The organism is Raineyella antarctica, assembly GCF_900092135.1.
Lineage (GTDB): Bacteria > Actinomycetota > Actinomycetes > Propionibacteriales > Propionibacteriaceae > Raineyella > Raineyella antarctica.
This window is the reverse complement of the sequence record NZ_FMYF01000001.1, coordinates 64796-85697: the sequence shown is the minus strand read 5'-3', so window position 1 is coordinate 85697 and position 20902 is coordinate 64796. Positions and strand designations below refer to the sequence as shown.

The window sequence follows — 20902 nt, the reverse complement described above, 5'->3', positions numbered from 1 at the left end:
GAGGTCGTCGCTCCGCGGCCGGTCCACGTTCGCCGAACCGACCAGGCAACTCTACTCATCGGCACTGACATCGGTCCGACGGGACACGAGACGGACGCCCACCCCCCCCAGTGACGCGGCTGCCCGGTGACGGGTTGCCCGGTGACGGGTTGCCCGGGACTGCCGAGCGGTAGCGTCAGCGCCATGGAGCAGCTGCCGCTGTGGGACGGACCGGCACACGACATCCCCGAGGGCATCGACACCCTGGTCGAGTCGATGAACGGCACCCGCCTGTGCGTCCAGGTCTTCGGGACCCCGGATGCCCCACTGCAGGTGCAGCTCGAGGGTCGGGGCGGCCAACTGGTCAACGTGTCGCGACAGTTCTGCATCGACCTGGCCGCCGCCGGCTTCCGGGTCGTACGGGTGGACAACCGCGACATCGGCCGGTCGCAGAGGTTCCCCGGCGTCGCCTACGACCTGGCCGACATGGCCGAGGACGTGGCAGGCCTGATCGAGGTGTTCGGCGAGGGGCCGGCCACGGTCTGCGGCCGATCAATGGGCGGCATGGTCGCCCAACTCGTGGCACTGGACCATCCGCGCCTTGTCGGTGCGCTCGGCCTGTTCTCCACCGCTCCGCGCAGCAGCCGAGTCGCCCGATCGGCCCCGCCGTCCGCCCGGCACCTCGCCGAGGCCGACTGGGTCGAGGCGTACGTCTCGTCGGCCCTCCCGCTGGCCGGCTCCCTGTACCCGTTCGACGAACGGGAACTGGCTGCCCTGGGCCGCCTGCTGTACGTCCGCGACCACGACCCGGCGGGCAAGCAGCGACAGGACCGCGCGATGGCCGCCACCCCCGACTGGTCGGACCGGCTGGGCAGGATCGCCGTGCCGACCGCGATCCTGCACGGCGACGAGGACGCGGTGATCCCACTCTCCGAGGCCGAGTCCCTGCACCGGTTGATCCCCGGCAGCTCGTTGCGGGTGCTGCGCGGCGTGGGCCACCACCAGCCCCGCCAGCTCGACGGGCTGTTCGTCGAGACCTGCGCCGGGCTGGGCCACGCGGCCGGCAGCACTCCCCCGACGGGTACCTGACGCCTGGCGCTCCGCCGTGCCCGGTCGCCGCGAGCGACCACGGAGTGACCGACGCGCGGCTTCGAGGACGTCGGCCGATCCACCATTCATCGGAAACTCCGGTGCCGCCCCGATCGACGCGCTCCTAGCATCGGTCGCACCGTACGGGCCCCGTCCCGTCCACAACGTCGTGATCGGAGCAGCATGAGCGCTACCACCCAGACCCGGACCGACCTCGATCCGCGGACCGACCGAGATCCCCGCGTCATCCTCGTCGTCGGCGGTGCCGCCGGCATCGGGAAGGCCGTCGCCGGGGCCCTCGAGGCCCGCGGGGACATCGTCGCCGTCCTTGACCGCAACCCGGCGGAGGGCGAGCAGCCCTCCGGCGGCCACCACGTCGTCGACGTCCGTGACCAGGACTCCATCGAGGCCACCATCAAGGCCGTCGTCGAGACGCACGGTGGCATCGACGGCCTGGTGTACGCCGCCGGCGCCCTCGACGGCTACGCCACCCTGGAGGAGATCACCCCCCAGGTGCTGGACACGGTCTTCGCCGTGAACACCTTCGGCGCCCTGCGCGTGGTCCAGGCCGTCGTCCCGGCGATGAAGGAGCGCGGCCAGGGCCGTATCGTCCTGTTCGGCTCGATCGCCGGCAGCGTGGCCGGTGCCGGCGGCATCGCCTACACCATGTCGAAGCATGCGGTCGAGGGTCTGGTCCGCCACCTGGCCGTCGAACTGGGCCCGGCCGGCATCACCACCAACTGCCTCGCCCCTGGATCCATCACCGGCACGAACATCCGCACCAGCATCACGCAGATGCTGCCCACCCAGGGCATCGCCACCAACCGCGGCCTGGGCACCAGCGACCCCGAGACGGCCGCCAAGCTGTACCCGGTCGGCCGCCTCGGCACCGTGGACGCCGTCGTTCCGTCCGTGCTGCACCTCCTCGAGGACTCCTCGTGGTTCATCAACGGCACCACCGTCACCATCGACGGCGGCTACATCTGCCGCTGAGCCCCCAGCTCTCCCAGCCCGCGGTCACCGCTGCCCTCCCGGCGGCGGTGACCGCGGGCTTTCGTACGTTCCCGCCCCTGGCCACGCGCGACTGAGTACGCACGACTGAGACGCCCGACTACCACGCCCTACGCGTACCACCCGACGAGCACGGACGACAGGAGGGCGGGACCGGCATCCCGGTCCCGCCCTCCTGTCCCCCCGACCCTGGTACCGGACATCGCTGCCCTCACACATCGCTGCCCTCACACAGTGCTGCCCTCACACAGTGCTGCCTTCACCCAGGGTTGCCCTCAGACCGTCGCGCCCCAGACGGTCCCGCTCAGACCGTGGGGTCCGCAGCCCAACCGGTGTACGCGTTGGCGAAGTAGGCACGCCCCTGCGCCGTACCGGTGATCGTGTTCAGCTCCCCGTGCTGCCGCTTGGAGGCGAACTCGTCGCCCGGCGTACGGTGCATCATCTGGCTCATCCAGTAGGAGAAGTTCTGCGAGCGCCAGACCCGGCGCAGGGCCATCGGCTCGTACTCGTCGAGCACGTCGTAGTCGTTCTTCGCGAAGGTGCGCTCGATGACGTCGGCCAGGACGCGTACGTCGTTGAGGGCCAGGTTGAGGCCCTTGGCACCCGTCGGGGGGACCGTGTGGGCCGCATCGCCCGCAAGCACCAGTCGGCCGTGGCGCATCGGCTCCTGCACGAAGCTGCGGAACTTCAGCACCGTACGCTCGATGATCGGGCCCTCCTGGAGGCTGAACCCATCGGCGCCGGCGACACAGGACTGCAGCTGGCTCCAGATCCGGTCATCGGACCAGGACGCGGCGTCCTCGTTCGGGTCGCACTGGAAGTACATCCGCTGGACGCTGTCGGTGCGCTGGCTGATCAGCGCGAAGCCGTGCGGGGAGTTGGCGTAGATCAGCTCCGGAGCGCTCATCGGCGCCTCGCACAGGATGCCGAACCAGGCGTACGGGTACTCGTGGAAGAACTGCTTGCGACGGGCCTCGGGGATGAGGAAGCGGGATGCGGAGCGGGAGCCGTCCGAGCCCACGACGATCCGCGGACGGATCTCCCAGTCGATCCCGTCACCGTCGGTGAACTGCACCCGGGGACGGTCGGTCTCGATGTCGAACACCTCGACGTCGGTGACGCCGAAGCGTACGTCCCCGGCGTCCCGTCGGCGGGCATCGGCCAGGTCGATGAAGACGTCGGTCTGCGGGTAGAGCCAGACCGAGGCGCCCACCGACTCGGAGAAGTCGATCCGGTGGCCTTCGCCGTTGAAGCGGAGCTCGACTCCGGCGTGCTCGTGGCCGTCGGTGAGGATCCGGTCGGAGACGCCCTGCTCGACGAGCATCCGGGCGGGGCCGTCCTCGAGGATGCCGGCGCGGTGGGTGGTCTCGATCTGCTGGCGGGTGCGGATGTCGAGCGCGACGGAGGTCAGGCCGCGGCGGTCGAGCAGGTGGGAGAGCATCAGTCCGGCCGGGCCGGCGCCGACGATCGCGACATCGGTGTCGATGATCTGGCGGGTCATGGTTCCTCCAAGGGCGTGTACGTACGTGGTCGGGTCGGTTTCCCGCGGCAGGCCCGGCAAACGGGAAGCAGGGCGGGGTGGAACAGGTGACCCCGAACCGCCCGGTCGTGGCGACCGGGCGGTTCGGGGAGCGGTTCAGACCCGGGCCGGCTCGGCGGAGCCGTTGAGCGGGACGGTCTGGGCCGCCAGGTCCTGCTGCGTGATCCCGCGCTTGGCGGTCCGGTGCCCGGCGCGCTCGGCGGCGTGCTGGGCGATGTCGCGGCCGGCCAGGTAGCCGAACACGAGGGCCGGGCCGATGTTGGCGCCGTAGCCCGGGTAGCCGCCGCCGAAGACGGAGACCGCCGCCGTGCCGACCGCGTACAGGCCGGGGATGCCCTCACCCTGGGTGTCGAGCACCTCGTTGCGGTCGTTCACCGCGAGCCCGGAGTAGGTGCCGAGGTCACCCATGCCGATGCGCACCGCGTAGTACGGGCCCTTGTCGATGGTCGCCAGGTTGGGGTTGGGCTTGTGCTTCATGTCGCCCTTGAAGTGGTGGAAGGGCAGCGTGCCGCGCTTGAACTTCGGGTCCTCGCCGATGGCCGCGTGCTTGTTGAACTCCTCCAGCGTGGCCTTCAGCTTCTCCGCCGGCAGGCCGATCTTCTCGGCCAGCGCCTCCACGGTCCGGGCCTTCTTCAGGTAGTCGTTCAGCCACAGTGCCTGGGGCAGCGGCCACGGCTTGGCCCAGCCGATGCCGTAGCGCTTCATCGCCTTGTCGTCGGCGATGATCCAGGCGTACGTCCCCTCACGGTTCTCGTCGTTCTTCAGCATCTCGATGCAGAAGTCGTGGTAGGACAGCGACTCGTTGGCGAAGCGCTGCGCCTCGCGGTCGACCGCGATCAGGCCGGGCAGGCCGAAGGCCCGCAGGTGCGGGAAGTACGTGTCGCGGCGCAGGGTGTCCTTGAACGGGGTGATCGGGCCCCACGAGGACGGCTGGTGCACGCTGTTGTCGATGTGGCCCCCCAGCGGCTTGGCCAGGAAGTACGAATCGCCGTCGTGACCGATCACCGGGCTGGTGTGGTTGTCACCGTTCGGGTCGTGCGGGAAGTACTGCTGGCGCATCTCCTTGTTGCGGGAGAAGCCACCGGCGGCGATGATCACGCCGAAGCGGGCCTCGACCACACCGCTGTGCTCACCGGAGATCCGGGCACCGGTGACGACACCGTCCTCGTCACGCAGGATCTCCTCGGCCTTGGTCGAGGTCCACAGCCGGACACCCTGCTGCTGCGCGGCGTACATCAGGCGGGTCATCATCGCGTTGCCGTTCGTACGATCGAACGAGCGGCCGGTGAAGATGGTCTCGACCCAGGTCTTGGTGAGCTTGCTGGCGGTGTAGAAGAAGGACTTCAGCGAGACGTTGGCCTCCAGGATGGTGGCCATGTCCTTGCCGATCTCGGGCATGTAGCCGAAGATCGTGTACGCCATCAGGTACGGCTGCATCCGCTTGCGGTCCTTGCCGAGGATGCGGGCGTCGGTCTTCGCGACGGTCACCGCACGGCCCGACACCTTGGCACCCGGGGCGTCCATCTGGTAGTCGGGAGCCTTGTCGGCGTAGTGGAACTCGATGTCGGCATCCTGCTCGAAGAAGTCCATCGCCTCCGGGACGCCGTCGAGGAAGGAGTTCACCTGCTCCTCGTTGAACGAGTCCCCGGCCAGCGCCTTGATGTAGGCGACCTGCTCCTCGCGGGTGTCGCCCTGGGCACGGCCCTGCTTGTTGCCCGGGAGCCAGCCCCAGCCGCCGGAGATGGCGGAGGTGCCGCCCAGGTACTTGTCCTTCTCGATGACCAGGACATTGTGGCCCTGGTGGGCTGCCTTGATCGCGGCCGAGATGCCGGCGGCACCCGACCCGATGACGAGGACGTCGGTCTTGATGGTCGAAGTCATGTTGTTCTTCCTTACACGCGGTTGGCTGGGCGGTCAGGCCGGTCGAGGGCAGAGTCCTCCCGTCGTCCGGCGACGGGGCCTGGTGGAGAGGTGGTGGGCCGAGGGCTCAGATCGTGAAGTCGACCGATGCCATCGCTTCGGTGTTGGGGCCGGAGATGGCGATCAGCGGCAGGTGGTCCGGATGCACGGCGTACGCCCTGACGTCGTCGAGGGAGTCGAAGTCGGCGACCAGGCCGTGGTCCCAGGAGCGCTGTCCGTCCAGCACGTCGGCGCCGACACTGAGGGAGCGAATGGTCTCGATCTTCTCCGGCAGGGCGCGGACCTTGTCGAGCCAGTCCTGGCGCTGGGCCTCGGGGAACTCGGGCTTCCAGCGGACGAGCAGCATGTGGCGGATCATGGGTGGGCTCCAAAACCCGTGGACAGCGATGTCCACGGCTCGGGGGACGGGTCCGGCACCGTCGCCCGCCGGTCGTGGCGGGCATCTCGTGCCTCTGGAGCAAGAACGTACGGTCCCTCCAGCCAATCCCCTAGAGGAGTTTTCGTTCAACGAAAATCAGCGCGAAGGCTCCGCTCCCGGCGCGTGCCAGACGTCGTCCTCACGGACCTGGTGGGCCTCCAGCCCGTGGGAGATCATCCGGGACGCCGCCTGCATCGCCGGCACGATCGGGAGGTGGTCCGCCTCGAGCGGGATCACGACCGACAGCGCAGCGACGATGCGGCCCGCCTCACCGAACAGCGGGACGGCCACGCCCTTGGCGGTGGGCTGCATCAGCCCGTACGACACCGCGTAGCCCTGCTGGCGACTCGCGGCGATGACGGCCCGCAACTGGTCGCCGGTGCGGATCGAGTTGGGGGTGCGGCTGATGAACGGGCCCTCGGCGGCCTTCGCCTGGATCTCCCGCGGTGCGTACGCCAGCAGGATCAGCCCGGCCGAGCACAGGTACGGCGGGATGCGGGAGGCGCGGTCGGCCAGGTTGATCACCGCATTGCGCCGGCTCAGCCGTTCCAGGTAGAGCACCTGTCCCCCGCTGATCACGGCGAGCTGGACGTGCGAGCGCACCAGGGACTGCAGGTCCTCCATGACCGGCAGCGCCGCCATCCGCAGGTCCATCTCGCGCGAGGCCCGTTGCGAGATCTCCCAGAGCCTGGTCCCCATCCGGACCTTGCGGTGGCTGTCGCGCTCCAGCACCCGCTCGGCGACGAGCTCGGCCACGATCCGGTGCGTGGTCGCCAGCGGCAGGTCGGCCCGCTCGGCGATCTCGGAGACGCCGAGCAGGGCGTCCTCCGCACCGAAGGCGTCGATCACGCGCATCGCTCGGCTGATGACCGATTCACCACTTGGCGAATTCGCCATGTCCCGTCCTCGGCTCTCCGACGAGAAGGCTCCATCGCCTTCCGTTGAATGAATGTACCGCTTGTTGCAGTTGCCCCGTAGGACAAACCATGCAGATACCTTGCGACTCGCCGGCCCCCCGGATCCGGGCCCGGAGCTGATCACGCAAGGCCCCACCAGCAACCGAATCGGCCTGCAGCGTTGCCTGCTCGTGCCGGAAGCACAGGAGCCCACCATGACCAGCACCAATGACACGCGATCACCGCGTCGGCCCGAGGGGCAGACCGACGACCGGCTGCACCTGCCCGAGATCACCGTTGACGGCATCGACATGAGGCTCGGCTCGATCGTCGACACGCGCGGCGGAGCCACCCTGGTGAACGCCAAGAAGTCCGCCCTCGCGGCCTTCGTCGGATCGACCCTGGAGTACTACGACTTCTTCATCTTCGGGCTCAGTGCCGCGCTGATCTTCCCGACGCTCTTCTTCCACTCGAGCAATCCGGCCCTGGCGACGATCATGTCGCTGGCCTCGTTCGGCGCCGCGTACGTCGTCCGCCCGCTGGGTGGCCTCGTGCTCGGGCACTTCGGTGACACCATCGGTCGCAAGCAGGTGATGGTCTTCACCCTCGTACTGATGGGCGCGTCCAGCCTCGGCATCGGCCTGCTCGCCACGTACGACGCCATCGGCGTGTGGGCGCCGGCGCTGCTGCTCCTGCTGCGACTGCTGCAGGGCTTCTCGGCCGGCGGCGAGGCCGCGGGCGCCTCCACCCTCACCCTGGAACATTCCCCGGAGGGGCGCCGCGGCTTCTTCACCAGCTTCGCCATGGCCGGCTTCGCTGCCGGGATGGTGATCGCGAACCTCGTCTTCCTGCCGATCGCCGCCCTGCCGGACGCAGCGCTCTTCTCCTGGGGTTGGCGGATCCCGTTCCTGGCCAGCATCGTCGTCATCATCGTCGGCTACATCGTTCGTCGTTCCCTGGAGGAGCCGGAGGTCTTCGTCGAGGAGCGCGAGCACCAGAGCGAGGTCGTTCCGGTCGCCCAGCTGTTCCGCACCCAGGCCTCGGACGTGGTGCGCGTGGTGGGCATGTCGATCTTCAACGTCTTCCAGGCGCTGTTCGCGGTCTGGTCGCTGGGCTACGCGACCACCGTGGGGCTGGAGCGGACCACGATGCTGTGGGTCTCCGTGGCAGCCAACGGCCTGGCGATCTTCTCGATCCCCTTCTGGGGCTGGGTCTCGGACCGCGTCGGTCGCCGACCGGTGTGGATCGGTGCGGTCCTCGGCTGCATCCCCACCTTCTTCTTCTACCTGTGGTCGATCCAGCAGGCCAGCTACCCGCTCGTCTTCCTGTCCGGAACGCTCTTCGCCGGGCTGGTGTACAGCGGGGTGAACGGCCTGTGGCCGTCCTTCTTCACCGAACTGTTCGCGCCGCGCGTACGCTACTCCGGCTTCGCCATCGGCACCCAGATCGGCTTCATGATCGGCGGTTTCGCCCCGGCGGTGGCTGCCGCACTCCTGGTCGATGGAGTCTGGGGTTGGATCCCGGTCCTGGTCTTCGCGGCGCTCTGCGCCGTGATCTCGGCCATCGCGGCCTTCACCGCCCGGGAGACCGCCTTCACGCCCCTGCCCGACCTGGGCCCGGTCGCCACCAGGCCGCGAACCCACAACGAGGAGCACGCGCTCCAGGACGCGTGAGCCCCGCCTCCTGATCCCTCTTCGTCGAATGCCCCGGCCTACTGGCCGGGGCATTCGTACGTGACCCGCGCAGTTCCGGCCCGACGCGGGCCGCACCCGGGGGCACCGACGCGGTACAGGAGGTCCCGGGAGCGACGACCTGCCATCATGCTGCCTCCCGGCGCTGATCGAGGGCGTCCCAGAACTCGAGGACCTGGGAGGCCGTCACCTGCGGAGCCTCCAGGGGGACAAGGTAGGCGGCGTCCGGGACGATACCGACCCGGCAGTCCCTGACCCGCCGGCCCACCGCTCGCGCCTGGTCGGGGGTGAAGCCGGCGTGATCGGCGGCGGTCACGATCAGGGTGGGCTGGGTCAGCCTGTCCAGCTCCCCGGCCAGGTCACTGCGGCGCAGCGAGACGGACACCACCGCGTTGGAGAGTCTGCGGCGGTTCGCGGTGAGCAGGCACTCGCGCACGAGCTCCACTGCTTCCGGGTCGTGGCTGCGCGTGTGCTCGGAGAGCAACGTGTTGATGACGCCATCCACGACCATCGTGGTGGGACCCAGCAGTGAGTACACGCCGAGCAGCAGCCACGTCCTCGTACGCTCCTGGGGCGTGAGCGCCGCCACCGGGGTCCCGAGGGCGACCAGGCTCCGGCACCTGTCGGGTCGGGTCGCGGCGAGGGTGATTCCCACATGCCCGCCCCACGCATTGCCGACCCAGTCGACCGGCTCCTCGATCCCCAGGGCGTCCAGGACCTCTACGGCCGCCTCCGCACACTCCTCGTTGCTGTACCGGCGCCCCGGGTCGGTGCTGTCCCCATGACCGGGACCGGTGATCACCACCAGCCGCCGATGGGCCTGCAATTCGGGAACCATCCGCCCCCAGGATCGCTCGTCGACGAAGAGGCTGTGCCACAGCACTGCAGGGTGCCCACTCCCGAGGAGCCGGACGGACAACTGGCCGACCGATGTACTGACGACCTGGTTCTCGTTCATTGTTGCCACCCCCATGTTGACACTGTCTACCGCTAGGATGGGACTCGTGGTTGACAGTGTCAAGGGTTCGAGCCGGTCGGTGCCTTCCGATTCCTCCGAGAGCGAGGGTCTCGAGCAGCGACTGCTGCATGCGGCACTCGAACGGCTGGCGGAGACGCCCGCGGAGGGCTTGAGCATCCGTTTGATCGCCCAGGAACTCGGGGTCAGCCACCAGGCGCCCTATGTCCACTTCGGGAGCAAGCGCGGATTCCTCGCAGCGGTCGCCGGCGTCGGGCTCCGCGAAGCCGCGGGGGCGGCATCCCAAGCGGTGCAAGCCGCCGGCACGGACCCCCGGACCCGCCTGCACGCCCTCGCCGACTCCTACCTGGGGTTCATCCGCACCCGCCCCCACCTTCACGACCTTGCGTACGGGACCACAGTCGCCAAGAGCGACCACCCTCTCCTCCAGCAGGCCGCGATCGAATACTGGAACCTGCTGCAGGATGCGGTGGCGGCCTGCCAACCCTCGACCGTGACGGAGGGCGACGTGCTGCGTCGGGTGGCGAGCGCCTGGGGCGCCGCATACGGCCTCGCCCGCCTCGCCGCCTTCCACCAGATTCCCCTTTCCGTCCCTGCTTCGGCCGATGAGCTGGTTCATGCCACCCTCGACGCCCTGATCGACGGCTGGCAGGAGCCGACGGCGTCAGCGTCCCACTGACCCGAGCGGGCCGGGCCACGTCCCGGGGACTCGTCGACGACCTCTGTACGACCGGCATACATGAGTGGGGGCACCCGGCCTGCGCCGGATGCCCCCACTTCTGCGCCGGTCGCTCGCCCTTGTCAGGGAGCGACCGAGGGTGCAGCTTTCAGTCCTCTTCGGGGGCCAGGGTGACCGTCATGCCGTCGAACCGGTCGGCGTAGTGGACCTGGCAGGACAGGCGGGACTGCGTCGGTCGGAACCCGGGGGCCTCCTCGACCAGCTCGATCTCGTCCTCGCTGCGCTCCGGCAGCGTCGGGTAGACGTCCTCGGGCAGGAAGACGTGACAGGTGGCGCAGGAAGCGCTGCCGCCGCAGGAGGCCAGGACAGGCAGGTCGTTGTCGCGCAGGGCCTCCATCAGGACCTGGTCCTGCTCCCAGGGCACCTCGTGGCGGGAGCCCTCGCGGTCGATGACGTCGATGGTGATGACAGACATGGTTGTTCCTCGTGTTCGATGACGTTCGTATGGGGTGTGGTGTGCGGGTGCCTGATCAGGCGGCGATCTTCGCCGTCTCCAGGACGCAGTCCTCGAGCCGTACGGCCGGGTCGGCCAGCGCGGTGCGGTCCATGAAGGTGCCGGCGGCGATCAGCTTCTTGCCCTGGCGGAAGTCCGCAAGGCTGCCGACCGTGTCGATCGCAGCGAGGCTGTCCTCGCGCAGGTAGCAGACGCTGAACTTGCCGGTGGCCGGGTCGCCGCGCAGCACGATGTCGTCGTCGGGATGCATCACCCCGGCGGTCTGGAGACGTACGTCGAACTGGACGGTCCAGAACCACGGCACCTCGGCTTCGCGCGGGGTGCGGCCCATGATCGTGTCCGCCACCACGTCCGCCTGCTGCTGGGCGTTCTGGAGGCACTCCAGCCGCATCTCGGCGCCGCCGAAGGTGCTGATGAAGCGAGTGACGTCGCCTGCGGCGTACACCGCCGGGTCGGACGTACGGCACGCCTCGTCGACCAGGATGCCGTCGCGGCAGGCGATACCGGCAGCCTCGGCGAGCTCCTGGTTGGGGATGACGCCGATGCCGGCGACCACCACGTCGGCCGGGTAGGACCGGCCGTCCGCGGTCAGCACGCGCTCGACGCGCCCCTCCCCCTCGATCGCCGAGACCGCGGCGCCGAAGGCGAAGCGGACACCCTTGGAGCGATGCAGCTGCTGGTAGAACTCGGAGACCGGCTCGGAGGTGACGCGCTTCATCACGCGGTCCTGGAACTCCAGGACGGTGACGTCGCAGCCACGCTTGGTCGCTGCGGCGGCCACCTCCATCCCGATGTAGCCGGCGCCGATGATCACGACGCGCGCGCCGGGGACGAGTTCGCCGCGGACGGCCAGGGCGTCGGCGGCGGTCCGCAGGGACAGTACGCCGGACAGGTCATGTCCGGGCACGGTGAGCCGGCGACCGCGGGCACCGGAAGCGATGACCAGACGGTGGTATGCCAGTTCCTGGCCGTCGTCGAGGGCCACGACGCGGCGACCGCGATCGATCGACCCCACCCGCACCCCGGCGAGCCGGGTGATGTCCTTGGACGCGTAGAAGGCGTCCTTGCGCAGCAGCGGGCCGCCCTCGGCGGTCTCGTCCGGCCCCAGCACGTCCTTCGACAGCGGAGGGCGCTCGTACGGCAGGCCACCCTCCTCGTCGACCAGGACGATGCCGCCGGTCCAGCCGCGGGTGCGCAGGCCTGCGGCGACCTGGACACCGGCGTGGCCGGCGCCGATGATGACCACCGGCAGGTCGATGTCCTCGGGGTTGATGTCGTCGAGGATCATGTCGAACTCAGCCACGGCGGGCCTCCAGACGGACGTACAGCTTCTCCGGACCCGAGTTGGTCAGGTTGTTGCCCCGGACGTATTCGATCGGGCGGTCGGTGTCGAGGGTGACCGAGGCGACCTTGCGGGCCAGCTGGAGGGTCGAGGCGACGGTCTCCATCCGGGCCAGCGGCGCCCCGACGCAGGAGTGCACGCCGGCGCCGAAGCCGAAGTGGCCGTCGGTCTTCCTGTCGATGTCGAAGGTGTCGGGGTCCTCGAACTTCTGCGGGTCACGGTTGGCCGCCGCGTTCAGCAGCCGGACCACGGCCCCCTTGGGCAGGGTGACGCCGGAGACGGTGACCTCCTCGGTGGTGATCCGGCTGGCCCGCTGCACGGTGCCGCGGTACCGGGCCAGCTCCTCGACGAAGCGCTCCGCGTCCTCCTCGTTGTCGTGGATCCGGCCGAGGAGCTCGGGGTGCTCGCTGGCCATCCGGAAGGCGTTGGCGAGCAGGATCGTGGTGGTGTCGTGGCCGGCGATGAAGACGAAGGAGCACAGCTCCTTGGCCTCCTGCTCGCTGAGGATGCCCTCGTCCTTCCACATCCGGGCGATGTGGCCGCCCATGGACTCGCTGCCCTCGGCGTACAGCACCTCGAGGCGCTCCTTGAGGTAGGCCCAGAAGTCGTGCGCACTCTGCTCGTCGGTCCCGGTGCCAGGGGCATTGCGGGCCAGGCGGCCGAAGTAGCTGAAGGTCTCGTCGGACCAGAACTTCATCTTCTCGTGGTCCTCGGCCGGCACGTCCAGCAGTGCGGAGATCGTGGTCATCGACAGCGGGATGGCGAAGTCCTCCACCACCTCGCCGCCACCGGCGGCGATCATCCGGTCCAGGAGCATCTCGGCGTTCTCCTCGATCCGCTGGGCGAACGCCTGCAGTGCCTTCGGCGTGAAGGCCTTGGCGATGACCTGACGGAAGCGGTTGTGCTCCGGGTCGTCGATCAGGGTGAGGAAGGTCATCGGGACGGGCTTGACGACCTCGGAGGAGAAGATCTTGGGCTTGCGGAACGCCATCTTCACGTCGTCGTACGCGGCGAGGAACCACACGTCGTTGGTGGGCGTCCAGGCACGGACGACCGGGGCGTTCCGGTGCATCCAGGTGTAGTGCTCGTACGGATCCCCCTGGGAACCGTCGTCGACGACCTTCCACGGCTCGAGGCCCTCCGGCCACGCGAGCTCATGGGAGTAGGGGTGGGTGTTCGGCTCGCTCGTCGGCAGGCCCGTGGTCTCCTGGGTGGCAATCGACATCGTTGTCGCTCCGTTCTCTGGGTGATCAACATGCTCTGGGCAGTCAGCCGGCTACCGTGTGAGCCAGCGCACAATCAGAGTGCGTGAGGTTCTCACCTGGTTGAACCGCTCAACCCGTTCAATGGAGAAACAATCTCCATTCACCCGTTCAACGGGTGGCCGGCGGCGCCCCCGCGTACGCCTTCAACCGAGCAGCAGGGACGTGGACAGGGCCGAGTCGCCGATCTCGTCGCGCAGCACCCTGCCGATCCCGTGGGCCGCGGTGACCAGGGCAGGGACGATGCGGGAGACGTCCGACCCCTCGGTGGGAACGATGGCGTTGAGGGCGGCGATCACGCCGGTCGGGCCCCAGACGGGCACGGCGATACCGGTCCAGGTGGTCACGCCGATGCCGGCCGGGGCCACGAAGCCCCGGGACCGCACCTCGGCGAAGAGCCGGCGCAGTGCAGCCGCGTCGGTCGGCGTGAAGGGCGTGAGCGCGGCCAGCGGTCCGGCCAGGAAGGTCTCCTGCACGTCGGGCGGCTGGTGTGCCATCAGGGCGATGCCCGACGAGCAGGCGTGGATCGGCATCCGCTGGGCGATGTGCGCCTGGTCCAGACCCGATTCGGACGCCGACATCCGCTCCACGTAGAGGACGGTGCCGCCGTCGAGCACCGCCAACGTCGTGTGCTGCTTGACCGCCGTCAACACGTCCGTCATGAAGGGCAGGGCGATCTCGCGCAGGGAGAGCGCCCGGGAACTGCGCAGCGCGAGTTCCCACAACCGCAGTCCAGGTCGCAGGTCCCCCGAGGGCGTACGTTCCAGCAGCCCGGCCTTGACCAGGTCGACCGTGAGCCGTTGGGCAGTGCTCAACGGGAGGTCGGCCCGGCGTGCCAGTGCGCTCTGGCTCAGCTGCGAGCGCTGCCGGTCGAAGGATTCCAGGATCCGGACAACCCGGGAGATGACCGACTCCCCGCTTGGTGAATTGGCCATGACAGCCCTTCCTCGATGATCGGGCGACCGAGGCGAGCGCGCCCACTGTGACCACCGAGGCTAGACGTCGGACCGACATCCACCGAGCACCTCTTCCGATCAATGGATCTTCCCTGCAGCAGTGCGGGAAGGTACCGCACCATCGCCACGGTCAGCGCGACGCCATCATCCGGGGCGCGGGCAGATGCGTTGCCGTCGACCGGCGCTCACGTAGGTTGGGCCCATGGGTACCCGAGAACGAGACTTCCGACCACGTCCCCGCACGGCCCCTGCCGCCATCGGTGCGCTCACCGCTGCCACGCTCCTGCTGGCCGGCTGCAGTGCCGCCGGCGGCGCCGGTGGACGGTCCCCGGACGCGCGGACGGCCGGCGTGGCCACGGCTCCGGCGGGTCCGACCCTGCTCGCCTCGCAGGACCCGCACGAGCTGGCACTGGCCTCCAGCCGGACCTGGTTCGGGCAGGCCGCGTACGCGGTGGTCGCCGATCCCCGCGACCAGGCTGCGGTCGCCCGGGCCGCCTCGATCGCCGCAGCGGCCGGCGTGCCCGCGCTACTGGCCGAGGGCGACGGTACGGCCCCGGTCGCGGACAGCCCGGTCGACGCCGAGCTCACCCGGCTGGGCGCCGGCGCGGTCCTCACCGTCGGGACCGTGGACATCGCCGACTTCGCCGACGCCCTGGCTGTCGTCCCCGCCCCGACCGGGGCCGGTGAGCTGGGCCGGGTACTCGGCCTGAAGGTCGACCAGGTCGACCCTGATGCGAAGGCCCCGGTGCAGCAGCTCGCCACACTCGGGCCGACAGAGGTGCTGGCAGCCCCCGCGGACGCCCCCGCGCCGGCCAAGGGGCGCGGCGAGCTGCCCAAGGTCCAGGCCACCACCCGGGCCGAGGGCGCCGCGGCGGTCAGTGACGGCAGTCCCGCGCAGGCCGCGGCCGTGGGTACGGCCCGAGCGGCCGGGGCCACCGCGGTGGTGTCCCACGGGCACGTCGGTGCCACCTCCGAGGCCGTCGCCGAGCTGAAGGGCAAGACCTCTGTGGTCGGCCTGGGCACCGGCTTCGGGGACGACGCATCGTTCACCTGGCAGGCCCAGGCCGCCGAGACCGGCGTGGAGCTGCCCGGCGGCGGCCAGCAGGTGTTCGACGGCAAGCGCTACGTCGCCCTCTACGGCAGCCCGATCACCCCCGCCCTCGGCCTGCTCGGCGAGCAGGGTACCCCGGCGACGATCGCCCGGGCCGAGCAGATGGCTGCCCCCTACCGTCCCCTCACCAAGGACCGGGTGGTGCCGGCGCTGGAGATCATCGTCACCGTCGCCTCCGGCGATGCCGGGTCCGACGGCAACTACTCCACCGAGACAGACCCGGCGGCGATCATGCCGCTGGTCGAGGCCGCGCGTCAGGCGGGCCAGTACGTGGTGCTGGACTTCCAGCCGGGGAGGACGGACTTCCTCACCCAGGTCAAGCAGTACGAGCAGTTGCTGCGCCAGCCGCACGTCGGGGTGGCCCTGGACCCGGAATGGCGCCTGCGCCCCGACCAGAAGCACCTGACCCAGATCGGCAGTGTGGGTGTCGACGAGGTCAACAAGGTCAGCGCCTACCTGGCCGGTTTCGTCACCGAGAACCGCCTGCCGCAGAAGCTATTGGTCCTGCACCAGTTCCAGACCCGGATGATCACCGACCGGAGCCGGCTCGACACGGGACACCCGCAGGTGGCCGTGTTGGTCCATGCCGATGGCCAGGGCGGCCAGGGCGCCAAGCAGGGCACCTGGGCGGCCCTGCACAACAGTGCGCCGGCAGGCATCCACTGGGGCTGGAAGAACTTCATCGACGAGGACAAGCCGATGCTCACCCCCGAGCAGACCTACCGGCAGGTGACGCCGGTGCCGGACTTCGTCAGCTACCAGTGAGCCGGGTCAGCCGGCCGTGAGGGGCCGGTCGGCCAGGCCCAGCAGGCCGGCGGAGGTCCCGCCCAGCACCTGCTCGCGTTCGGCACCGTCCAGCACGGACCCGACGGTCCCCACCGGGTCCCGGTCGGCCAGGTCGAACGGGTAGTCGGTGCCGGTCAGTACCTGCCCCACCCCGACGTCCTGGACCAGCCGTCGCAGCTGTTCCGGGTCGAACACCGCGGTGTCGTAGTACAGCCGGTCCAGGTAGGTGGCCGGTGGGTGCGGGATCGTACGGGCCTGCGGCTTGCGCTCCCAGCCCACCGCCAGCCGGGCCCGCAGGGCGGGCAAACACCCGCCGCCGTGGGCGAGGCAGAGCGGGAAGGGATGACGCTCGGTGACACCGGCGAACACCAGCCGGGACGCCGCCAGCGCGGTCTCCAGCGGGTAGCCGACCAGCTGGGGGAACCAGAAGTCCTGGGTCCGCTCCGGCGCCGGCGACCCGCTCGGATGCAGGAACGTGAACACCCGGCGATGCGACAGCAGCTCCCACAACGGCTCGTTGACGTCGGCGTCCAGGTCGGCCCCGCCGCCCTGGGAGCCGATCGCGATGCCCGCCATCCCGAGCTCGTCGAGACAGCGCACGGCCTCCTGCTCGGCCCCCGGCCAGCCCACCGGCACGCCACCGAGCGCGACCAGGTAGTCCGGCGCCTGCCGGACGTACTCGGCCAGCGCATCGTTGCCGCGGCGGACCACCTCGGCGACCAGGGCGCCGTCCCGGCAGGTGGAGGCCATCAGGAACGGCGGCAGGGACACGGCCTGGACCTCGACGCCGGACTCCTGCATCTCGACCAGTCGCTCGGTCCCGCCCCACATCGTCACCGGCAGCGGCAACGCCATCCCGGCGGGAACGCCGCTGATCCGCGGGTCGAGCACCACCAGTTCGTCGCGGACCCGGGACAGGTCCGCCAGTCCCTCGTCCTCGAGCCACTCCAGGAACGGCATCGGCATGGCGTGGGCGTGCACGTCGATGACCCTGTTCGGGCGGTCGCTGGGCTCCTGCGAGGCGTACGTGGACAAGGGGATCCTCCCGTTGGTCGCGACGGCGACCGGTCAGTGGTCGGAGACGTTGTCCTCGGAGTCGTGGTGGCGCTCGGAGGTGCGGTCGCCCTCGGCGCCGTCCAGCACGCGGTCGGACGGCTCGTCCTCCAGCGCGACCTCGGCCTCCAGGTCATCGCGCTCGGGGCCGGTCATCGGGCTGTCGCTGTCGCGCTCGCCGGCCTCGTCGACAACCTCGTCGAACTGCTCGTCGTGCTCGTCGGGCGGGTAGTCGACCGCCTCACCGACCGGGCGCTCGGCGCTCAGCACGGCGTACGCGGTCTCGGAGGAGTCGCGCAGGAACTGGGCGCAGCGCTCGTACTCCTCAGTCTCCCCGATCCGGTGCGCGGCGACCGCCAGGGCCCACAGCGCCTTCAGGAAGCCGCGGTTGGGCTCGTGCTCCCACGGGACCGGGCCGGAGCCCTTCCATCCGCTGCGGCGCAGGGCGTCGAGACCGCGGTGGTAGCCGGTGCGGGCGTAGGCGTACGCCGCCACGTCCCCCTCGCGTGAGCCCATGTTCAGCGACCCCTCGGCCAGTAGCGCCCAGCACAGGCTCGACGCCGGGTGGGCCATCAGGACGTCGAGGAAATGATCCCGCCCGTGCTCGGCCAACTTGGCCACTGCGGGGTCATCGGGCAGCTTCGTCACTGGGGCACCATCCGCCAGCAGGTTGACGTGGGTCTCGGTCATGGTTCCAGCCTAGCGATCGCGCGGCCCCGTGGGACGACGGAAATGCGAGGGGCCCCGGATCGCTCCGGGGCCCCTCGTACGCTCCCGCGCTCAGGCGGGAGGGTGGATCACTTGTGCGTGCCGACCGAGTTCAGGTTCTGGCAGGCCTCGACGATGCGGGCGGCCATGCCGGCCTCGGCAGCCTTGCCCCAGACGCGGGGGTCGTACTGCTTCTTGTTGCCGACCTCGCCGTCCACCTTCAGCACGCCGTCGTAGTTGCGGAACATGTGCTCCACGACCGGGCGGGTGAAGGCGTACTGGGTGTCGGTGTCGACGTTCATCTTCACCACGCCGTACGAGACGGCGTCGGCGATCTCCTGCGCGGTCGATCCGGAGCCGCCGTGGAAGACCAGGTCGAGCCCCTTCTCCTTGCCGTACTTCTCGAAGATGGCGTCCTGGGCCTGCTTGAGGATCTCCGGACGCAGCTTCACGTTGCCCGGCTTGTAGACGCCGTGCACGTTGCCGAAGGTCAGGGCAGCCATGTAGCGGCCCTTCTCGCCCAGGCCGAGTGCCTCGGCCGTGGCCAGCGCATCCTCGGGGGTGGTGTACAGCTTGTCGGGCGAATCGCCGACGACACCGTCCTCCTCGCCACCGACGACGCCGATCTCGACCTCGAGGATGATCTTCGCGGCCGCGGCCAGGGCGAGCAGCTCCTGGGCGGTCTCCAGGTTCTCCGCCAGCGGCAGCTCGCCACCGTCGAACATGTGCGACTGGAACAGCGGGTTCTTGCCCGCGTCGACGCGCTCCTGGGAGATGGCGATCAGCGGACGGACGTACTTGTCCAGCTTGGCCTTCTGGCAGTGGTCGGTGTGCAGGGCGATGTTGATCGGGTACTTCTTCGCCACCACGTGCGCGAACTCGGCCAGCGCGGACGCACCGGTGACCATGTCCTTCACGGTCGAACCCGACAGGTACTCGGCTCCACCGGTGGAGATCTGGACGATGCCGTCCGACTCCGCCTCGGCGAACCCCTGCAGGGCAGCGGTCAAGGTCTGCGACGAAGTGACGTTGATGGCGGGGTAGGCGAAACCGTTCGCCTTGGCCCGGTCCAGCATGTCGGCGTAGACCTCAGGAGTTGCGATGGGCATGTGCTCTTCTCTCTCGTCGTGCCGGCCTCAACCTCGAGGGGTCCCGTGGCCGGCTACCGGCGTCTGCTCTCCACCATCAGGCCCGGGATTTTCCGGCCGTCCTGACGACAGCAGTGCTAACAGGGACAACCCTAATGTGCCCCGGTTCAGCCCGGACGGCGGGGCCCGGCAATTCCGTGCAACCGCCCCGGACGGGTGCCGCGAACGGCGTCAGTACGCCGATCCGCGCCGATCCGCAGGGAGGAAACGATCCGCGCCGAAGGAGAGGTACTACGTCGTACAACCCTCAGTGCGCGATCCGCTCCATGGCGACGCCGCAGCGTCCCTGGGAGTAGAGGGCCAGCGCCGCGTGCAGGGCCGCCGGCGTGGTGTCCAGGTCGTCGACCTCGCAGGACCAGGGACCGTTCGGGGTGTCGATCACGTACCGGTCGCCGCCACCGCGCCTGCCACGGACCGAGCCCACCTGCCCGACCTGGTCCCAGTCCCAGTAGTAGCCGGCGATCTGCAGCCCCGGCCACGAGGCCGTGATCACCTCCCCCTCACCGACCTGCCGCCGGTGCCGTACGGCCATCCGCCAGATGGCCAGTCGCACCAGCAGGAGCACCAGGGACAGTCCGAGGACGATGCCGGCGAAGAACCACTGTCCGGTGCCCGACCACTCCTGGCCGGACCTGCGCGACCACAGGTAGAGCCCACCCCAGACCACCACGGTGAGGACCAGGCTGCTCACGCCGGCCACGAAGCGCCGCCGGGCCAGGGCCACCCGGCCCTCCGCCGCCCTGGGGTCCCAGCTGACGTGCAGGAAGTCCTCCGTATTGGGGGCCGGTAGGGGCAGCATGGCCCCAGTGTGCCAGAGCACGCCAACGCGGCTGCGGGCGAGCGGGCGGCGTACGAGCAGGTGGCGTACGAGCAGGTGGCGTACGAGGCGCCGGCTCAGTCCGCCGCGCCGGCCGGGGTGATCCGCATGTGGATCCGGTAGCGGTCGGCCCGGTACCACGACGTGGAGGCCTCCATCAGGGTGTCTCCGGACTTGGTGACCCGCTCCTGCACCAGCAGCGGGGCCTTGCGCGGGATCTGCAGGATCTGCGCGTGCGCGGCGTCCGCGGCCTCGGCGCTGACTGTCTGGTAGCCCGAGGACACGATCAGCCCGTACTTGTTGGCGAACACGTCGTACAGCGCGTCGAGCTGCTGGTCCAGCAGCCCCGGGAACAGCGCCGACGGGTAGTAGCCGACCTCGTGCGCCATCGGCGTCCCGTCGGCCAGCCGCAGCCGTTCGACCCGGATCACCGGACGGCCCTGGGGGATGTGCAGGCGTTCGGCCACGCCGGCGTCGGCGGCCTCCTGGGTCGCCGCGAGCACCTTGGTCTCGGGGTGCAGGCCGCGTTCGCGCATCTCGCGGGAGAACGAGGTCAGGTGCAGCTGCGAGTCGACCTGCGGGCCGGTGACGTACGTCCCCTTGCCGTGCACGCGCTCGAGCCGGCCCACGTCGACCAGGTCGGCGATCGCCTGGCGGACGGTCACCCGGCTCACTCCCAGCGTGCTGACCAGCGACCGCTCCGAGGGGATCGCGTCACCGGGGTGGAGCTTGGTGTCGATGTGCTCCTCGAGGAGTCGGCGCACCTGGACCCGCTTGGTCGTCGTACGTACCGAGGCGGCGGCCGGGAGCGTCGGGGGCAACTGGCCACCCGGCGAACTCTGCGTCGGCTCCACCATCGCCCTCCTGTTCGTCGGCCTCGTCGCCGAGCGACGGCAGTGCCCGCTGGCGGTCACGGACGTGGCGAATCGATACTACGTCACGTCGTCGATCCCCGGGGGCGATGCAGGACAACCGTCCCACACCGGCCGGGAGAACGGGGGCGATT

18 protein-coding genes and 1 pseudogene are annotated in these 20902 nt (G+C 69.9%); 5 read left to right on the top strand and 14 right to left on the bottom strand.

Annotated features, from left to right (window positions below):
* The first annotated feature begins 183 nt into the window (after positions 1-183).
* Positions 184-1068, top strand: a complete 885-nt coding sequence (locus GA0111570_RS00410; protein WP_092605254.1) for an alpha/beta fold hydrolase — start codon at positions 184-186, stop codon at positions 1066-1068.
* A gap of 183 nt (positions 1069-1251) precedes the next feature.
* A complete protein-coding gene (locus tag GA0111570_RS00405; protein WP_092605252.1) occupies positions 1252-2061 on the top strand; it encodes an SDR family NAD(P)-dependent oxidoreductase in 810 nt (269 codons plus the stop codon).
* Positions 2062-2383: 322 nt separating this feature from the next.
* Here the strand turns inward: GA0111570_RS00405 and GA0111570_RS00400 are convergent, their stop codons facing one another.
* The 4 genes from GA0111570_RS00400 to GA0111570_RS00385 form a co-directional block, all read right to left on the bottom strand.
* On the bottom strand, positions 2384-3580 hold the full coding sequence (locus tag GA0111570_RS00400; RefSeq protein WP_092605250.1) for a 4-hydroxybenzoate 3-monooxygenase: 1197 nt from the start codon (positions 3578-3580) through the stop codon (positions 2384-2386).
* A 135-nt stretch (positions 3581-3715) separates the two neighbouring features.
* On the bottom strand, positions 3716-5500 hold the full coding sequence (chcC2, locus tag GA0111570_RS00395) for a 4-oxocyclohex-2-ene-1-carboxylate 5-dehydrogenase (RefSeq protein ID WP_092605248.1): 1785 nt from the start codon (positions 5498-5500) through the stop codon (positions 3716-3718).
* A gap of 106 nt (positions 5501-5606) precedes the next feature.
* Complete coding sequence (locus GA0111570_RS00390) at positions 5607-5897, bottom strand: Dabb family protein (protein WP_092605246.1); 291 nt, start codon at positions 5895-5897, stop codon at positions 5607-5609.
* 156 nt (positions 5898-6053) lie between these two features.
* Positions 6054-6854: an IclR family transcriptional regulator gene (locus GA0111570_RS00385; protein WP_175557251.1), complete on the bottom strand. Its 801-nt coding sequence runs from the start codon at positions 6852-6854 to the stop codon at positions 6054-6056.
* A gap of 214 nt (positions 6855-7068) precedes the next feature.
* Between GA0111570_RS00385 and GA0111570_RS00380 the strand changes: the two genes are divergently transcribed.
* A complete protein-coding gene (locus GA0111570_RS00380; RefSeq protein ID WP_217633945.1) occupies positions 7069-8526 on the top strand; it encodes an MFS transporter in 1458 nt (485 codons plus the stop codon).
* Positions 8527-8671: 145 nt separating this feature from the next.
* Here GA0111570_RS00380 and GA0111570_RS00375 read toward each other — a convergent pair whose 3' ends face one another.
* A complete protein-coding gene (locus tag GA0111570_RS00375) occupies positions 8672-9517 on the bottom strand; it encodes an alpha/beta fold hydrolase (protein WP_217633944.1) in 846 nt (281 codons plus the stop codon).
* Positions 9518-9581: 64 nt separating this feature from the next.
* On the opposite strand from GA0111570_RS00375, the gene GA0111570_RS00370 reads away from it, so the two are divergent.
* Positions 9582-10199 (top strand): TetR/AcrR family transcriptional regulator, encoded by a 618-nt coding sequence (locus GA0111570_RS00370; RefSeq protein WP_217633943.1) that lies wholly within the window; start codon positions 9582-9584, stop codon positions 10197-10199.
* Positions 10200-10347: 148 nt separating this feature from the next.
* Here GA0111570_RS00370 and GA0111570_RS00365 read toward each other — a convergent pair whose 3' ends face one another.
* The 4 genes from GA0111570_RS00365 to GA0111570_RS00350 form a co-directional block, all read right to left on the bottom strand.
* Positions 10348-10674 (bottom strand): 2Fe-2S iron-sulfur cluster-binding protein, encoded by a 327-nt coding sequence (locus GA0111570_RS00365; RefSeq protein WP_092605238.1) that lies wholly within the window; start codon positions 10672-10674, stop codon positions 10348-10350.
* A gap of 55 nt (positions 10675-10729) precedes the next feature.
* On the bottom strand, positions 10730-12016 hold the full coding sequence (locus tag GA0111570_RS00360; protein ID WP_092605236.1) for an NAD(P)/FAD-dependent oxidoreductase: 1287 nt from the start codon (positions 12014-12016) through the stop codon (positions 10730-10732).
* The gene (locus GA0111570_RS00355; RefSeq protein ID WP_092605234.1) at positions 12009-13280 is read right to left on the bottom strand and encodes a cytochrome P450; all 1272 of its coding nucleotides are present in this window, start codon (positions 13278-13280) and stop codon (positions 12009-12011) included. Before GA0111570_RS00355 ends, GA0111570_RS00360 begins: the two co-directional genes overlap by 8 nt.
* Before the next feature lie 183 nt (positions 13281-13463).
* A complete protein-coding gene (locus tag GA0111570_RS00350) occupies positions 13464-14252 on the bottom strand; it encodes an IclR family transcriptional regulator (RefSeq protein WP_092605232.1) in 789 nt (262 codons plus the stop codon).
* A 223-nt stretch (positions 14253-14475) separates the two neighbouring features.
* Here GA0111570_RS00350 and GA0111570_RS00345 point away from each other — a divergent pair, with 223 nt between their 5' ends.
* Positions 14476-16149, top strand: coding sequence for a hypothetical protein (locus GA0111570_RS00345; protein ID WP_092605230.1), 1674 nt, complete (start codon positions 14476-14478; stop codon positions 16147-16149).
* Positions 16150-16155: 6 nt separating this feature from the next.
* On the opposite strand, the gene GA0111570_RS00340 is transcribed toward GA0111570_RS00345, so the two are convergent.
* The 5 genes and pseudogenes from GA0111570_RS00340 to GA0111570_RS00320 form a co-directional block, all read right to left on the bottom strand.
* Positions 16156-17205: an amidohydrolase family protein gene (locus GA0111570_RS00340; protein ID WP_217633942.1), complete on the bottom strand. Its 1050-nt coding sequence runs from the start codon at positions 17203-17205 to the stop codon at positions 16156-16158.
* Positions 17206-17439: 234 nt separating this feature from the next.
* Positions 17440-17913, bottom strand: a pseudogene (locus GA0111570_RS17925) (DUF3151 domain-containing protein); the annotation flags it as partial.
* A 107-nt stretch (positions 17914-18020) separates the two neighbouring features.
* On the bottom strand, positions 18021-19040 hold the full coding sequence (gene fbaA, locus GA0111570_RS00330; RefSeq protein WP_092605226.1) for a class II fructose-bisphosphate aldolase: 1020 nt from the start codon (positions 19038-19040) through the stop codon (positions 18021-18023).
* Positions 19041-19326: 286 nt separating this feature from the next.
* Positions 19327-19878: a hypothetical protein gene (locus GA0111570_RS00325; RefSeq protein WP_139283099.1), complete on the bottom strand. Its 552-nt coding sequence runs from the start codon at positions 19876-19878 to the stop codon at positions 19327-19329.
* A 95-nt stretch (positions 19879-19973) separates the two neighbouring features.
* Positions 19974-20753, bottom strand: coding sequence for a GntR family transcriptional regulator (locus GA0111570_RS00320; protein WP_092605222.1), 780 nt, complete (start codon positions 20751-20753; stop codon positions 19974-19976).
* Positions 20754-20902: the final 149 nt, after the last annotated feature.

What these genes read in the sequence shown, in the direction of transcription:
- GA0111570_RS00375 (WP_217633944.1), bottom strand. Translation starts at nt 9,517, where the DNA reads ATGGGGGTGGCAACAATGAACGAGAACCAGGTCGTCAGTACATCGGTC.
- GA0111570_RS00345 (WP_092605230.1), top strand. Translation starts at nt 14,476, where the DNA reads ATGGGTACCCGAGAACGAGACTTCCGACCACGTCCCCGCACGGCCCCT.
- GA0111570_RS00405 (WP_092605252.1), top strand. Translation starts at nt 1,252, where the DNA reads ATGAGCGCTACCACCCAGACCCGGACCGACCTCGATCCGCGGACCGAC.
- fbaA (WP_092605226.1), bottom strand. Translation starts at nt 19,040, where the DNA reads ATGCCCATCGCAACTCCTGAGGTCTACGCCGACATGCTGGACCGGGCC.
- GA0111570_RS00380 (WP_217633945.1), top strand. Translation starts at nt 7,069, where the DNA reads ATGACCAGCACCAATGACACGCGATCACCGCGTCGGCCCGAGGGGCAG.
- GA0111570_RS00385 (WP_175557251.1), bottom strand. Translation starts at nt 6,854, where the DNA reads ATGGCGAATTCGCCAAGTGGTGAATCGGTCATCAGCCGAGCGATGCGC.
- GA0111570_RS00350 (WP_092605232.1), bottom strand. Translation starts at nt 14,252, where the DNA reads ATGGCCAATTCACCAAGCGGGGAGTCGGTCATCTCCCGGGTTGTCCGG.
- chcC2 (WP_092605248.1), bottom strand. Translation starts at nt 5,500, where the DNA reads ATGACTTCGACCATCAAGACCGACGTCCTCGTCATCGGGTCGGGTGCC.
- GA0111570_RS00325 (WP_139283099.1), bottom strand. Translation starts at nt 19,878, where the DNA reads ATGCTGCCCCTACCGGCCCCCAATACGGAGGACTTCCTGCACGTCAGC.
- GA0111570_RS00410 (WP_092605254.1), top strand. Translation starts at nt 184, where the DNA reads ATGGAGCAGCTGCCGCTGTGGGACGGACCGGCACACGACATCCCCGAG.
- GA0111570_RS00320 (WP_092605222.1), bottom strand. Translation starts at nt 20,753, where the DNA reads ATGGTGGAGCCGACGCAGAGTTCGCCGGGTGGCCAGTTGCCCCCGACG.
- GA0111570_RS00365 (WP_092605238.1), bottom strand. Translation starts at nt 10,674, where the DNA reads ATGTCTGTCATCACCATCGACGTCATCGACCGCGAGGGCTCCCGCCAC.
- GA0111570_RS00400 (WP_092605250.1), bottom strand. Translation starts at nt 3,580, where the DNA reads ATGACCCGCCAGATCATCGACACCGATGTCGCGATCGTCGGCGCCGGC.
- GA0111570_RS00355 (WP_092605234.1), bottom strand. Translation starts at nt 13,280, where the DNA reads ATGTCGATTGCCACCCAGGAGACCACGGGCCTGCCGACGAGCGAGCCG.
- GA0111570_RS00390 (WP_092605246.1), bottom strand. Translation starts at nt 5,897, where the DNA reads ATGATCCGCCACATGCTGCTCGTCCGCTGGAAGCCCGAGTTCCCCGAG.